10 protein-coding genes are annotated in these 16,082 nt (G+C 43.6%); all 10 read right to left on the bottom strand.

The window, feature by feature from the left end; genetic code table 11:
* Positions 1–68: 68 nt before the first annotated feature.
* The 10 genes from ACQ4M4_RS26590 to glmS all read right to left on the bottom strand — a co-directional run bounded on the left by ACQ4M4_RS26590 (position 69) and on the right by glmS (position 15,630).
* Positions 69–3,191, bottom strand: a complete 3,123-nt coding sequence (locus tag ACQ4M4_RS26590) for an Eco57I restriction-modification methylase domain-containing protein (RefSeq protein ID WP_430687508.1) — start codon at positions 3,189–3,191, stop codon at positions 69–71.
* A 709-nt stretch (positions 3,192–3,900) separates the two neighbouring features.
* On the bottom strand, positions 3,901–4,527 hold the full coding sequence (cas5, locus tag ACQ4M4_RS26595; protein WP_430687509.1) for a type I-MYXAN CRISPR-associated protein Cas5/Cmx5/DevS: 627 nt from the start codon (positions 4,525–4,527) through the stop codon (positions 3,901–3,903).
* Positions 4,528–4,529: 2 nt separating this feature from the next.
* Positions 4,530–5,420 (bottom strand): type I-B CRISPR-associated protein Cas7/Cst2/DevR, encoded by an 891-nt coding sequence (cas7i, locus tag ACQ4M4_RS26600; RefSeq protein WP_430687510.1) that lies wholly within the window; start codon positions 5,418–5,420, stop codon positions 4,530–4,532.
* A 43-nt stretch (positions 5,421–5,463) separates the two neighbouring features.
* A complete protein-coding gene (gene cas8a1, locus ACQ4M4_RS26605; protein WP_430687511.1) occupies positions 5,464–7,032 on the bottom strand; it encodes a type I-MYXAN CRISPR-associated Cas8a1/Cmx1 in 1,569 nt (522 codons plus the stop codon).
* Complete coding sequence (gene cas6 / locus ACQ4M4_RS26610) at positions 7,029–7,721, bottom strand: type I-MYXAN CRISPR-associated protein Cas6/Cmx6 (RefSeq protein ID WP_430687512.1); 693 nt, start codon at positions 7,719–7,721, stop codon at positions 7,029–7,031. The genes cas8a1 and cas6 overlap by 4 nt, the downstream gene beginning before the upstream one ends.
* An 85-nt stretch (positions 7,722–7,806) precedes the next feature.
* On the bottom strand, positions 7,807–8,757 hold the full coding sequence (locus ACQ4M4_RS26615) for a TniQ family protein (RefSeq protein WP_430687530.1): 951 nt from the start codon (positions 8,755–8,757) through the stop codon (positions 7,807–7,809).
* A 4-nt stretch (positions 8,758–8,761) separates the two neighbouring features.
* The gene (locus ACQ4M4_RS26620) at positions 8,762–10,504 is read right to left on the bottom strand and encodes an ATP-binding protein (RefSeq protein ID WP_430687513.1); all 1,743 of its coding nucleotides are present in this window, start codon (positions 10,502–10,504) and stop codon (positions 8,762–8,764) included.
* A complete protein-coding gene (locus tag ACQ4M4_RS26625; protein WP_430687514.1) occupies positions 10,488–12,728 on the bottom strand; it encodes a hypothetical protein in 2,241 nt (746 codons plus the stop codon). Before ACQ4M4_RS26625 ends, ACQ4M4_RS26620 begins: the two co-directional genes overlap by 17 nt.
* Positions 12,729–12,746: 18 nt before the next feature.
* On the bottom strand, positions 12,747–13,559 hold the full coding sequence (locus ACQ4M4_RS26630) for a TnsA endonuclease C-terminal domain-containing protein (protein ID WP_430687515.1): 813 nt from the start codon (positions 13,557–13,559) through the stop codon (positions 12,747–12,749).
* Between the two features lie 169 nt (positions 13,560–13,728).
* Entirely contained in the window at positions 13,729–15,630 is a 1,902-nt protein-coding gene (gene glmS, locus ACQ4M4_RS26635; protein WP_430687516.1) for a glutamine--fructose-6-phosphate transaminase (isomerizing), read from the bottom strand.
* Positions 15,631–16,082 lie beyond the last annotated feature (452 nt).

Here is a 16,082-nt window from a genome sequence, read left to right on the forward strand (position 1 = left end):
CAATCGGGCAAGCTCAGCAGGTCAGTAATCTGATGGATGAGCGCTCTAAAATCATCCAACTTTTGGGCCTACCTTACTGCCGTTACTACCTGCTTAATTAATTCCCAGCAACCTGCGGAATATCGGCCTGTTCCTTTAAAAACAATTCCGCTCTGCTCAAGTTTCGTCAATCCACTAAATTTTTGCAATAAACTGCTCGAATCTATTGAAAATGTCCATGTACTTCTATTAAATTGCTCAATTTTTGAATAACCAACCTCCCAGTTCCCTTCATCTTCTGGTAATGGTTTAGTCTTTGCTGCTGCACTAGTCAGAGTGGCAACTTTAAATTCTTCTACGGGTGAGCCAGCTAAGAAGAGCAGACATGTGTATGTGGTAACTTTCTCAAAAACTTGAAAAGGACCGAAATCCACAATTTGTTCAACAGATTGTCCTTGCGATAGCATTTCCCTAAGTGATTTACCAACTTTAGTTGTAAACCACTTGTTAGGAATAATAATGCCGAGATGTCCAACAGAATTTAATCGCTTCAATCCTTGTTCAGTGAAGCAAAGATAAATATCGTACTCTCGCTTCTCCGCTGCTTTATAAGTTTGAGGATAGTACGCCCAGGATGCTGGGTCAGAGTCTTTTAGCCGAATACTTCTAACATAGGGAGGGTTTCCAATAATGGCATCAAACCCTGGGTCGTTTTTCCAATTAGCTGTTTCTAGATCGATAAAAACTTCTGGAAATTCTAGATCCCAGTGAAAGAAGCGTTTCTGCTGTTGTAGTTGCTCTGCTTGAGTAATAACAGCTGCATCAGCATCGTTGAGAGAAACATTTCGGCTTTTCGGTTTCTTACGAGATTGTTTTTGTTCTGCCACGCCTGCATAAGGTGGATTTGCAACAATGTAATCCGTTCCTTGATGAGGTGAGCCGCCCCCCTCCAAAAAAAAAGTCAGTGTGGACTGAGAGTTGCCTTTCAAAAACTGCAAGGCTTCCGTCCCGTATACTCGCAACAAGTGTTCTGATCGCTTCAAGCCAAAAAACTTTGACACATAAATATCTAGCAATCGCTTATAAGGCTTAGCTGCTTGGTCAAACTGTTGAAATAACTTTTCACTTTCCTCAACTTCTGCGAACGTAGCATCACTGAGAGTACTAATACCTCGCATAATCGAACCCGCTTGCAACAACCCCACGAATGGACCTGTGAGCAAATTGAACTGTCCGTTAGTTTCTTGCGTCATTGCTGCTTCGGCTTCTCTTGCCGTTGTACCGATCAGCGAATTTCCACAGCGCAAATGGTGATCCAAAAAACTTAATGGTGCGCCGATTGTAAATGAATGAAGCCACAAGCTCACTTTTGACAACTCGACTGCCATTGGGTTTAAGTCAACCCCATAGATGCAACGTTTCATGATGACTCGCTGCAATAATTGAGTTGAATCGAGTCGATCGGGGTTTATCGTAATACCCTGTTGGTCTAAATTCTGTAAAATGCTGTTGCGTGTCTGTTCCAGCATTTCTAAAACCGGATTGTGCTCAGGATATAGGGTCAGAATGCGAATTAGTTCATCGGTTAGATAATCTACTGCCTCCACCAAGAAGTGACCACTGCCCATTGCTGGGTCACAAACTTTAATATCCAGCAATGTGCTTTGTGCCTCACGCTCTAACCGTTGTAGATTCTTCTTCAGTCCGTTAATACTTTGCACACCCAACCGTTTGTCTTGCATTTGTTCATGCAATTGGGTGATTTGAGCCATCAGTTCGCCAAACCGTTGCGATCGCTGCTCTAAAATTGGCTTTAGTGTGTGGCTAACGATGTATTTAACAATGTAGTCTGGAGTGTAATACGAACCCGTTGCTTTGCGATCACCCTTATCATTCTCTAAATGCACCTGCCCTTTTGAGGCATCTTCAATCACAACGCGATATTCTAACAATCCTTCATAGATTGATCCTAGCTGCCGCACACCTAAGAAACTGTAATCAATCGGGTTGCCCTCAAAGCGAGCAAGCTTGTCTAGAGCAGGTGCTAACACCGCATCCGACAGTTTGAACCGTTGCAAAAAGTAATTGGCGCGATACTCAATTTGATCACTCGGTTGACTGAAATCAAAGTGAAACAATCCACCGTTATAACGAGGCACTCCCAACCCGGCATCACCACGATCAACAATCTGAAACAAGCCCAACAGATCGTCATACATCCTTGTAGAGGTTTGGCTCCATTTCTTTTGACGGTCGATGCCCTGTGCAACCTCCTGTGTTAACTTGATCAAACTGTAATCTCGATAATCGCGATCGATAGGTAAGAGATTTCGTGCTTCGGCATAGAGCAGGAACAATAGCTTGTATAGAAAAGATAACGTTGCTTCGTAAACGTGTTCAGAGGTAACTTGTTCACTTCGACGGGCTGCATCTGCTACGAAACCACCTGCTAAATCAGGAAACACCTGATCAAAGACTAATGCCTTCAACTCGTTTCCTATTCGAGTCGCGTAGGTGGTGCTGCCTTCTCGTACCCGCTCTAAAAAGTTCTTACCGTGCGGGTCTTTTTCAAATGCCGTCCGTCGAAAAAATAGCCAAAAATACTTAAACTGCTCTAGATCATTCGCTTCAAGCAGCTTCACCAAGTCAACTTGATAAAATTCTGTTGCAGTTGAAGAAGCCTGTCGATAATACAACCGCCACTCACGCCCATTTGTCAAAATTCCCCAATCAACCCCTGTTCCTGTGAGGTAGTTGGTAATCTGAAACGAAGGGTTTTCGTTCTTGAACCAATCTCGCTTATCGTTAGCTGATACCTTACTCAATGCGCGTTCCCAATACTTTGCCTCTGCGATAACGCTCACTCGACTATAAAAAGCAGTTTCTTGGCTCCTCTGCAATGGATACGCATTATCGCGATCGACCTCATCAAGAAACAGGGCGTAATCTGGTCGCTCTGCCCTACCCTTACCATGAGTCAGCACCTGAGGGATGTAGCTAAATCCCAGTTGCTCCAGTGCGGGCTTAATAAATACGTCTTCTGTTTGTGCCTCACTCAATGTTGGCAGCAAATTCTTTTTAGACTGATAAAGAGCCTTGAACCACTCAAACTCACTGGCAACCTCACTCTGCCACTCCAGGCATTCTTGAATCCGATACTCCAAAAAATGCTGTGAGAACAATGGTTTGTTTGGTTTTTGCCCGTCTGTCATGAGCTTAGTGCCAATGCAATGATGAAGTTAGTGGGAATACTTTCCTATTTTCAGTATTCCCACTTAACCCTTCATCCTCGACCCTCAACTCCTAAAATTTCAGCCTCTACAAACAAAAATTTGTTTCTTTGAATTAATTTTTGCTTTCAACACCCCAAACGTCAGCAAAGAACTGGCGCAATGATGTGCCTTGGAGGAGGGCGATCGCTATGGATGAATGCCCTTGAGTTCCTTGACAATACTAGCTGCAATGCACAAGAACAAGTTCCCATGAGTCTCCAGAATTGTGGAGGTGGACTCAACGCCTACTGGCATCTATTGCTAACGCATGCGATCTTCCCGCTTTGCCGTCGCCACAAAATCTGGTTGTACTCAACACCTACTGGCATCTATCGCTAACGCATGCGATCTTCCCGCTTTGCCGTCGCCACAAAATCTGGTTGTACTCAACACCTACTGGCATCTATTGAACACACTGCATATCCAGACTTTCAATGCTGCGAAGGTTCTATACTAGTTTTACCCGTATCCATCAACTCAAACGATGAAGTCCACATATATTCTAAAAACTTTAATCTGGAGAGGATGAGGGTTCAGTTTATCAAAGTTGTAGAAGTTGGAAACATCTAAAATTACTCTTTTGATCACCATCAATTAAATCAAAAAGCAAGGAATTATTGTAGATCCAACCACAGGTTATGGCAATTCATTAAGACGCTTGTATTACAGTCCAAGCAGAATCAGGAGGCTCATGCAGGGTCGCCTGCTGAAAGACGTACCTAAGCCACCGAGTATGTTGGGCACCAATATGGTCAACCCAATAAGGCACCCTCAAGTCACCCTGTTCATCTTTCACTAACCATCGTACTGCTCCTCCATCTAAGTTCTTCACCAGAGTCACTGCATTAACTAAATCGCGACTTTCGCCTAAAAATAGCCCTCCAAATCGGTCAATAAGAGCAGGGCTGGCAAAGGCTCGTTGCAATCGTTCTACAAGAGTTGGTTGTGCAGAATCTACTCCTGTATCTACCCAAACCATCAATCGAATGTCTGTCAGCAACTTCTGGTAGCCAGGCCGAATATTGCTTGGATCGTGAATATCTCGCTTCTTGTATCTATGAAACGTTCTAATAACCGTAGACTCTTGAGGTTCTGACAGAAGTGCAATTGCAATACGGGTCCCGCAGTGTTCATATCGATTTGTCTCGCCAACCAGCGACAGCAGCATTCCATAAACAGTAGCCGGAGGTGGAACCGGGTATGTTTCGAGATATCCCGTAGAGTGAGACTGTCGAAAGCAGGCGATCGGCACTTCAACTTCTAGCACAATAGGCATACTCAACCCTCCTGCGGCAACTGCATATCATGCCTGATAACTTGCTTTAGTGCCTCAACAGCAGCTTTCACCCCTGGAAATGCATTGACTCCCCACTCAGACAAAGTTGTAGCAACACTGCCACCCGCCCATAATTCCTTAGGATCAACGTCCCCTGCGTCGATCCGATCTACCAAGACTTCTACTGATAGGCTCCCCCTTGTTTCGTCCTCCTGAAAACAGTAGAGCAGTCGAGGAGAGAAGTCATGTGTCCACCTTAGAACAAGGATTTCAGGAGAAAAGTCATAAAGAAAACGAGCATGATTTCCAGCAACTTCGCTTAATGAAACCAAACCATCGAGTACAGCAAAAACGCGAGATTTATCATTAAGGCGATCGGGGGTCATCGCAAAGCCATATTGGTAGCGGGTCGCGTGAACTTCTGTGCCATAGAGCGACGTTCGGCTCTTAGCTCCACTGACCGCATTGAAGGTTATATCTCCGTTATAGGGAGTACTTGACACAGCGCGAGTAACCTCTAAAATCCCTCGACGACTCAGTATGGTTCCTTTTGAACGTTTTTTCTTTCCAGATGGTTCATCGGAGTTTTCGGCTTTTGCTCCTTCAGCGCGCATAAAACCCAAAACATCGTCATCAATAAAGCCGATAGGGTCAAAGTTAGGATTCGTTACAGCAAATTCATTTGCCTCATCGTTCCAGCGCCGATTAACCGAATACCCAGCTTTTTGCCAGTAATAACGTAGCGCCCAACGAATTGCCTCGGCAGAAACAGTAGTATGAGTTTCACCTTTCCACTCCAGCTTCTGTAAAGGCGTGATGTTCCCATCACTCTCCCCACGATTATTTGCCGCAGAGCCATGATGAGTCAGGATATTCCCAAATAGATGCAACATTACTAAAGCGCCTCCGCATACTCATGGCTTACTTCTGCTTGAATTAATCAGCACTTGGTTCATCAGCCTGTAAATCTCCTGCCTTTGAATTCACCTTCCTCTCATTCCTAGAAGTTTCATCTTTGGAATAACTAGCTAAGGCAAGGAGTACTAAATCTCGCGTTAATTTCCAATCAACCTCGCCCGTCGTAATAGGCAGTAACTCCTCCCAATGCTTTTGAAGAGTTGGAATCTGTCCTGCTTTTGAAAAGAATTTACTGAGCAACTCCCGAAATGCTGTTGCATTCTTACAACGTCCCAAATCGGAGCGAATACGCACATTAAACCGCTCAAGTTGAGCGTGGTCGCCTTCAGGAGTGCGATCGTAGAGTTTTGCATAACTTCTTCGCAAAGCCTCATGGCACGCCTTTATGAATAGTCTCTTTCCAGGATCATTCCATTCCCCCTCCTCAACCATTTTGAGCATCCCCTCCTTCGTAGAGTTCAATTCCTTTCCATCAATAGCTTCAGCAAAACCAGCCCACCAAGGCAAATTTTGAGTAAGGTTATCAGCAACTAATCCACGAACTCTGCTAACAGAAATATGTGATTCTCCTTCATGTCTTTCAATATGGTTATCCAAAGAATGTCGGCACACTAGTTGATAATCATGAATGATCTTCCCTGTTGCCCTCACTACGGACGTATCTACAATTACCATTTGTTGTGACGACCATTTGGACTTGCCAAATAAGATAACTTGGCACTGTTTTTGCGCATTGAGTGTGATAGGTGCCGATGTTTCCTGAAGCGTCAGGAACTTCAGCCCTGCCTCTCTTAAGTTGGCGACCCAAAACTCTGCATAACTCAAGCCCCTCAAGGTCAGATTAAATTCAGCACAAGATGCTAAATCATCGACCTCTGGAATAACTAAGGCATAGTCTATCCGTTTATAGTACTCGTCGGCAGGAACCATAAAATACCAACAAGCAACAGGGGCAAATAACAGCACTAAAGCCTCTTCTGGGCTTACTTCAAACTTAGTTTGCTCATGAAATAGCGCGTGCCTCGCTACTGCTCCTGGATAAAGCCAACCCGATATCTTGATTGGTGCTTTTGAAAATTGTCCTTCTTGATCACATAGACGATCTGCAAAGCTTTGGTGAATATAAGAAGTCAATTGCTTGTACAAAATAGAAATTCTGCTGCGCTCAACTCGTACGGATAGGCGTTTTTTCCTACTTGATTTAATAAACTTATTGTGTTGTAAAAAAGTGTGCGTTATTCCTTGATGGATAGCAAGTTTGGCGTAGGTATTTAGAGAAGATGCCTTTAACCCTCTAAGACAGATCATTCCCTGCTGATCAATTTGAAAAGATTGCGTGAGCAACCAATCCAAAATGTCTAAATCACGCCCCTTCCAGTGAAGATTGATGCCAGTAGAGGAAAGCTGCCAATCTACCTGCCCAGGTCGCTGGTCAGCATTAGGGAACTCTGTCCTCAACTGGTTAAGCGACATCCACAGACCTACCAAACCAGCTTTATGCAGCCAGGTCATGGAGCGATCGCTCAGCGTGAGTTGAATTTTGGGCTGACCTGAGTCTTTGGAGGACGAACTACTATGAGATTTCATATTCTTTGTTTGGGCACAAAAATTCCGCACCCCATTTTTCGCTTTCCGCCAATGCCATAAATTTGCAGTTTGAGCGAGTCTTGCTCGTTAAGCTCTACTACTTCTAGCCCAAACCCAACGACTGTAAACCCCCGAATTTTTAGGGTTTTCCGATTTAGGGAACCGTGAGAGCCAACAGAGATAGCGACTTTTCCGTCAACTCCCAAACGCATTAGCTGAGACTGAGCAGCCGCTAGAAATAACTCAGGTTGTTGATGCCCTTTAATCACAACCATGCGTGAATACAAGGTGCTTGCGGGTTGCAGCAGGTCAATCTTCGGAATCCCCAACCGTATCTTGTCCTTACTCAACATCAACGACTTATTTGCCAAAGAGTAAACAAGCCGTACTTGCTCGGCAGGCACTCGCATTCGCAGTTTGGAAAACTTGCTCAAGAGCAGCTTATTGTCCTCAAACGTAGTATTTGTAATGGTTTGAATGCTGAGGAGCTTGAGATCATGCAGCTGAGCTTGAAAGTGTGCGATCGCAGAAAAAAGCTCATAAGCGTGGTCCACAGGTATAGCTTGGCCCACAACGTCAAAACTTAACTCAACAAGAAGTGGTAATTCTGTGAAAGCATCTATTAAGTTAGTAGGGTAGCCGCTCTGATCTAAATTTTCATGTCTTAGCTCTTCGGTGAAATGTAACACAATTGTTTATCCACTTTGGGTTAAGAGCCACGTTACATAAAGTGGCAACTAAAACAGCAAAAAAGATAAGCAAATTTAGTAAAATTTACCCTTCCAAAAGAACGTTCAAAGACTTTAACAAAAACTGAATCAGCAAAACATGAGCTACACGATCAATGAAGGGTTCTATGTCACAGGCGAACAGACATCGATAAAAATACCGTCCTCCATGCCCCTCTAAATTCGGTAGCAACAAATTCAAACATTCGTGACCATAAACAGAAGAAATATCGTTCCAAAATTTCTCTTCGTGAAACTTAAAAACTTTGGATGAAGAATCGCTCACAAAACCCTGATCAACTAGGTGGCTCTGATATTGCTTGCGCAACCATTGAAAACCCCTAAAGTTGAAGTGATTATCACATAGCCACTTTATCTCTTTGGCGATCGCAATGAGTTGTCGTAAAGTACTCTCCTTAGAGTCCAATGAGATACTACGAATTTGGCAGGTTACCTGGCTAGCAAGATAGCAACCTAAATACCCATCCTGAAGAGGTACTAAACTATCATTCAAAAGTTTTTCATGTTCTAAGCAAACTAAGACCCCTGGCACTTGGTGAGTTCGATGCCAATAAGCCTCTCCATATTTTTGGAGATCCTCCTCCAAGCATTGGTCGCAAAATCTCAGGAATTGTCCGTGTACATCTCTTTCGATTACTGCTATTTTAGCTACTTGAAAAATCGGTTTCCCAACCTTTTTTTTCATTAAATCCTTGAGAAGAAAGGCTTCAGGCTGGGTAAGAAAAATTTTATAGAAGGGATATAGAGTACTGTTGTATATAACATCTTCTACGTTAAATTTTGTAGAAACAGGAGTGTGGCTAATTAGGGATTGTAGATTGTTTGGTAAATCAAGATTGCAAAGTTGTTGGGGGAAATATCCTAATACTTCAAATAATGTTTGTTTGAAACTTCTATTTCCACTCCTAATGTGATAGCGGGTAAGATTACTGTAGAGAAGCTCATCTGGATATGGGGTAGGGAAAAAGTTGACCACCAATTTACCCAACTCCTAAAAAATCTTCCACCAAACCGTTATCGACTATTCTTGCAAGTTTCAGAGCTTCGTATGCAGAGGTTTGATTATTTTTGGCATTGTCAACGATTCCCCGTATATCATTTTCTTGATACTTAGATTTAGTCTTTGTTCTACCCCTAGATTTCTCTGCTTTCCCAGTTTCAATGGATTCACCCTGTAAGGCAAGAGCGAAAGCTGCTTTAACTAGAGCAGATATATCTTTTGTTTCAGGATTAGAATCTAGAACTTTCTCAGCACACTTTTTCGCTGTCTCAGGTTCTACCTCTAGATCAAGAAGCTTAATAATTATATGACGTAATGTAGGTGATGTATATTTAGAACTTGTCTGTTGCGCCCTAGCTAATTGACGGACTTCTTCTAATTGTTCGGATTCAAGCTTAGATAAACATTTGCTGCTGTATTCTTGTGTATCTATAGGTGCAATATCCTTAAACTTTATTGCCCAATGTTCCTTCTGTGGATTTCTAACATAATCCAACATCGGCTTCACCAAATAAAGACCTTCTTTAGCAACGTGTCGAATTAAATCGACTGTAATAATCTCATCACCACCCAATGCAATAGCTCGCCATTGCACCATTTTATATAGCTTAATGGCAATATCAATTATTCCCTGACATTCGTCATAAAAGACATCTTTAATGCCTTTATTAAGAGGAACGAACGTTTTTGTCCATTGATACTCCCAAATGCCTTCAATGAAATAGCTCCAATCCCCGCCATCTTCAGGAATACCATTAGCGCCTTTTACTACAACACCATTTTGTTCCTCAAACTGGTGCATTCTATCCCACAAAACTCCGGCTTTTCCCGTTGCTCTTCTAGCATTTCTAAAATTGCCTTGGAATATGGGAAAGGCTTCGTTTGTTCCAACACGAATCACAGGGATGCCAATCGTGTTGTCCATCTTCACTAAAAAGTTCAATAACTCATCTCTGCCCCTCCTGGCACTAACAAGGTTTTGCATCTCGTCAATTACTAAAACACCTAAGTGTTGAGTATGGGCAAGCTGAGCAACTTGAGCCAACATATAATCTTCTGAGTTACCTCTTGAACCAAATTTTTTGAAATAGTTAGTTCCTAGCAATCTGTCGGCAGCCAAGAAAATATCAGTGCATAAGCCTTTCAAAGAACCAGCGTGAGGACAATCAACCTTGAGCCAAACAAGTTGATAGCAGCTATGCTCTGGATGAAAAATAACCTGAGGATACAATTCAAGAATATTAATTAAATTTGTTGTTTTTCCAATCCCCGACGGACCAATCAAAGTCAGACTAGACGCTGAAGTTGGAACATTGACATAATCATCTAAGTTTTTTCCATCTTCCGCTTTAATAGCATCATAAATTTGGTGCGATCGGCGTGCGTACTCTGGTTCCAACAGGTTTCGTCCCAAATAACCCTCCATTAACAGGACACAGACTAACTTTTGTAGCTCTACAGAGTTATTTTGAGGATCAAAATATCGAGACAAGCGTTCAATACAGTGAAAACGATAATGCGCTTCTAGCTCTCTTTCTTCAGGTCTGAATTTAGGAAGCTTGGTCACACGTTCTACAAATTCCGCATAAGATAAAACAGGCGGAAGAGCCTGTATCATCGGATTATCATTGTACTCGGACAGCTTATGGTCGTGATATTGAGCTACAACTGCCCAAGAGCCATTAGGGGTTTTGGCTCGTCTCAATTCACTTTTTATGTCCATCTTGTCGCTCCTGTCGTTTTTGTCTAAGAAGATTAAAATGAGTAGGTTTTAATGATGCTGGTTTATCCGAATTCTGTGGATTTGTATCCAACTGCCGAGTAACATCTTGATCACTTTCAGTTTTAGCTATTTCAAAACCTTCACTCTCACGTCTCTTTTCTTTCTCATTTGCCCGATTGTCTCTAATCCCAGAGAGCCTTTGTTTATTACTTGTTTTTTCTTCTAGAGCAGGCTTAGTCATTTCTTCTGCTTTTGCAACTATGTTCTCAATATCAGCAATTAAATCAACTTTCTTTTGCAGTTCCCCACCTTGATCTCTTTGAGATTGTAGTTTCTCATAAGCAATTAAATACTCAATATCGTGAAAATTTTTATTAGAATAACGACCTTCAGAATCAATCAAAGAACACTTTTCAAAGTCTCGGCCATCTGGAGATAAAAGATAGATGAAATTTGGTCTTCTAATATCGTAGACAACTTTCATCGACTTCTCTAACGACGAAAGAATCTTACTTCTGGCTCTTTCAAACCATTGTTCTTTGACTGCCGTTTCACAGGAATAGTACACATCCTTACCCCTTAGCTTAATACCTTGAGCAGTGATAATTGCCTTTTCAGTTGGCATTAAGTTCAGCTTGACGATATCTTCGTTGAAAGTTCTGGGTCTACCACGATTAACGATCCCCCATTTCCATAATTCCACGGGAATGCACAGCACATCATCCCCGATCATCGCTTCATCTCTTTCATAGGATGTTATGTAATGATGATTGTTGTAAAAGAGAATGATGCGGATGATGATTTCAGTGAACTGATCTATATCAAGCCTGCAATCAAGCCGATAATCGGGCGCTCCCCTCTGTCTAAAATCTATATCTATAAAGCCAGGTGTAAATGGTTTGACATGACCATGAATGATAGAAAAATATCTCTCTACCAAACCCTTCCAATCAGCACGATAGGAAGCAGCGTTCTCAACACGAACGTGGAGATTAGGGATAAAATGCTCCTCAATAGGCATACCGAGTAATTCACCTCGATCACCTAAGATTGCATCAGGTAAGTGATGGCACAACCACTCTTCCTGATTAATATCGATACCGTATTCCCTGCAAAACTTTACTTTATCTGCTGCAGTGTTGGCTAAAGCCATCATTGCTCCTGTCCACGATGGACCTTCTAGACCAACGTAAACACCAGTCACCATACGGCTGAAGACATCAATTACTACATAAATTACTGGTCTACCAATAATCCAAGAACGGTTATACTTAGAAACCAAATAGACATCAGCAATGGTGGCATCAATTTGATAGCGAGAGCCTGGTCCGGCTGTTTCCATCTTGGATGTTCCAGTAATAGCTCTATGCTCTAACGCAAATTTTTTCGCCCCTTTTCGAGATGTAATTGTTTTTTCCACATTATTTTGATGCTCAAGTTTGTACCAGTACCTAAATTGAGTAAGCGTTGGTATCTCATCTACTGGTTTTAATATAGATTTCATGACACCGTTTTCGTCATATCGAACATCTTCCTTGTAGTACTCCTTAACCATTTGCTCATAGGCATTGACGAGCGAATTCCGTTTACGGGTGTTGTAAAATTTTGCTACAGCCAACCTAAAAATTCTTCTATCTGCTTCTGTAACATTAATGCCCACTCCAATGCTTAAGTCTCGTTGATATTTTCTAGGTCGGCCTCTCTTCTTTTCTCCATGTCCCTTAGTTCGCCCTTTTCCTGATGAATTTACATAGTCAGGGATAAGCGCATTTTGGTTTTTCCCTCTTTGCCAAAATCTTCTTAGATATTTATAAACAGTTTTTTCTATTAGCTTATTTTCAGTTCTACCAACGTTATAGGTTTCAACTGCTTGTCTGACTAGAGAACCGCGAAAATTGCGATCGTAAATAGCAGGTTCTTTTGAAACAAGCGGTGAAATTATTGCCCAAGCCTTATCTCTGATTTCTTTTTCTCTAACCGTTAAATCATCTTCGCGTAATATTTTTCCCCAAGGATCAATCATGCATCTAGAGGCAATGCCTTCAGCAAGGGCCTCCAATATTTCAGAAACTTTTCTCAGTTCTGGAAAACCAGATTCTGCATAAATATTGAAAACAAATGCAATGCTATAGCATTCATCAATCCACAAAATACGTTCGATTAGTGGATTGCCTGAGGTATTTCCCCACTCTATTAGATCATTAGAGAATAAATAAATAGACATGATATTAGGAAGATGGTTTCAATAAATAATTCTTTGAATTTCTTTGGCTGAAGGACAACTTGATATTTTCGTATTTAATATGTCCATGACAACTTCTTTTCTGGCTACCAAATGTTTGAATAGAGAGAGCGATGTTCCCATCTCTAGATTCTGCTCTTTGTCTAAGGCTGCTGTGATTTTATTGATAGTAGAAGCATTGTTTTGAAGCCTATGTTTCAAGACCTTAGCTAACGATTTAAGGTCTTCAATACTCATTTCGTTAGTCTCTTCTAGCCAATAAGCAGAGTGAATCCACTCAACGTTGTCTGCTAGAAGTTTAGGAATTTCCTTTTCTGTAACAACTTTCCAATCAATCCCTTCTGCTAAGAAATAGCGCCTTTCAACTTCTAACCTCTCAGCAACTGATTTCTTTTCCAGCTCTGCTGTTGTCTTAACTGTTCGAGCAATGCTCACTGGCTTACCGTCTTGTTGAACAGTCAACATAAAATCAGTAGTCAGAATATAAGGAACACCGCTTTTAAGGTCTTTAGGGTATTTCCATCCAATCTCTTCAGCGATTTTCACCACTGACTCAAGGTTTATAAGGGGAAATTGCTCTTTGATGTCTTTGACTTTATCAGACCACTCAAATAGGTAGAAAAGTCGCCTTTCGTGATCTGAAAGCAAGTGATGGTCTCGACCAGTCTTCCACCCAGCCTCTCTCGAAGACCTACCTCGTGAAGATACATCACGAACGGTGAGCCAAGGCTGATAGGACTTGCCCTCCCCTTGTCCCCTTCCCTCTTTGATGTAACGGTCAAGGGTTGCTTGCGTCCATGGATGTCTCGGCATATCTATAAAAAATCCTCGAAAACGAGTAAGTTCGGTATCCTACTCGTTTTTCGAGGATTATAGTTCAGATGAACTAAATTGTTCAACCGTTTTACAAATTGTTTAATCGTTTTGTAAATTGTTCAACCGTTTTATTACTCCACAACAATGGGTTCGCGAGCAGCAGTAACTATTCCACCGTTACCGACTTAGCCAGGTTGCGAGGCTGATCCACATCTAGGCCGCGACGAGCGGCAATGTGGTAGGCCAGAAATTGCAGCGGCACCACCGATAGGATGGGCGACAGCAGTTCATCCACCTCCAGCACGGGCAGCAGGTCATCAAACATTTCTGCTGCGTGGGGAGCGCTGGCGGGCGTAACACCAATCAGGCGAGCATCGCGGGCTTTGGCCTCTTGTGCATTCGAGAGCACTTTCTCGTACACGGAACCGGGCATGGCGATCGCCACCACCGGCACCTTGGCATCTAGCAGGGCGATCGGGCCGTGCTTCATTTCCCCAGCGGGATAACCCTCCGCGTGGATGTAGCTAATTTCCTTTAGCTTTAGCGCCCCTTCCAGCGCAATGGGAAAGTTAATGCCCCGTCCAATAAAGATGAAATCTTGAGTTTCCGAGAAGTCGTGAGCCAACTGTTCTACCACCTGCTCCTGCTCTTGCATGGTGGATTCGAGCTGCATGGGGAGCTGGCGGAGCGATCGCACAATCTCACTCACCCGCGACTTAGATAGCATGTTGCGACGATAGGCCAAGTCCAGCGCCACCGCATAAAACGCCATCAGTTGCGCCATAAAGGTTTTGGTCGCCGCCACCCCAATCTCAATACCCGCATGGGTATCAATGGCGTAGTCCACCAGGCGAGTCAGGGTGCTTTGCATCCGGTTGGTAATGCCCAACAAGCGAGGCTGAAACTGAGGTGCGAGGCCAGTCCGGCGATCCTGCTCCATGCTAATGGCCGAGAGGGTATCTGCCGTTTCACCCGATTGCGTCACCCCAATGATCAGCGTATTGGCAGTCACAGGGGGTGGAGCATAGCGAAACTCGGAGGCATACTGCACCTGGGTTGGCACGCCAGCCAGTTGCTCAATCAGGTATTTGCCGACGAGGGCGGCATGCCAACTGGTGCCACAGGCCACAATCTGAATTTGCTCCAAGTTTTGATACAGCGCTTCGGGAACTTGGGTCGCAATGGGGTTTAGGTTCGAGTCTTCCGTCCAATCGGGGTTGATGTAGGCATCCAAACAGGCGCGCACCACACCAGGCTGCTCGTAAATTTCCTTGAGCATGTAGTGGCGAAAGCCGTGCTTTTCGGTCGCAACCGACGTACCGCTCAGGATGTGGGGATGGCGCTTGAGGCGATCGCCCGCAAAGTTGTAGATTTCCACACCCAGCGGAGTGAGCGTAGCCATTTCGCCATTTTCCAGAGGAACCACAGCACGGGTATAAGGCAAGATTGCAGGCGTATCCGACGCACAGAAAAACTCACCCTGGCCAAACCCCAACACCAGCGGAGCTTGTTGCCGCGCCACCACAATCTCATCGGGATAATCGACACATAGAACGGCGATCGCAAAGGCCCCTTCCAAATGATTCACCACCCGGCGCACCGCCTCCGTCAGGGGTGACGCGAGTTGCTCTAGCTCTCCTGCCGATCGCATCACATCCAACTGTTCGGCCACCAAATTGGGAATCACTTCTGTATCGGTTTCGGTGACAAAAATACAGCCCTGTTGTTTGAGGCGATCGCGCAATTCCCGATAGTTTTCAACAATGCCATTTTGCACAACCGCAACCCGACGCGACCCATCCAAATGGGGGTGGGCATTGTGCTCTTCGGGTTTGCCATGGGTGGCCCAGCGAGTATGACCAATTCCCACTTGTCCCAGCATGACCTGCCCGTCCAACTTGGTTTGCAGGTTGTGGAGTTTTCCCTTGGCGCGAACCAAGTTGATTTTGCCTTCCGACAGAGTGGCAATCCCAGCAGAATCGTAGCCTCTATACTCCAGCTTGCGTAACCCCTCAATTAATATGTCGCTTGCTCCTTGAGTACCGATGTAGCCTACGATTCCACACATATGGATAACTCCCAGTTCACTTCAGAAATATCCAACCTAATTCTAGAGGACGAGCTGACAGGGGAAAACGAGAAATAATCGGCCCCTTGTAGGAATGGCTTTTTGCTGCATGAATCATTACGAGACTCCGTCACACAACGATTTATACAGAAGATGGAATCAAGCACAAATGATGGATTGATGAAGCGTGAAGACGAACCAACGAGAACTCAGTGGAGATGTATCTTTTAATCCCTTGAAATATTGCAGTCCATCTAATCGGCGAATGCTGCCAACATCATTCGTGCGAAACCGTATTTGTGCAAAACCATGGTTACAAAGGTATCCAATCCCGCCAATAAAACCTGAAACTTCGCAAAGCCAAAATTCCAAGCTTCTCGCTTTATTGCGATCGCCAAGTTGATGGGTCTCTGGAATGGGTGCTGTATTGGCCGACCTCATTTTTGTTCACA

This window comes from Leptolyngbya sp. AN02str (assembly GCF_050565595.1).
Lineage (GTDB): Bacteria > Cyanobacteriota > Cyanobacteriia > Elainellales > Elainellaceae > Kaiparowitsia.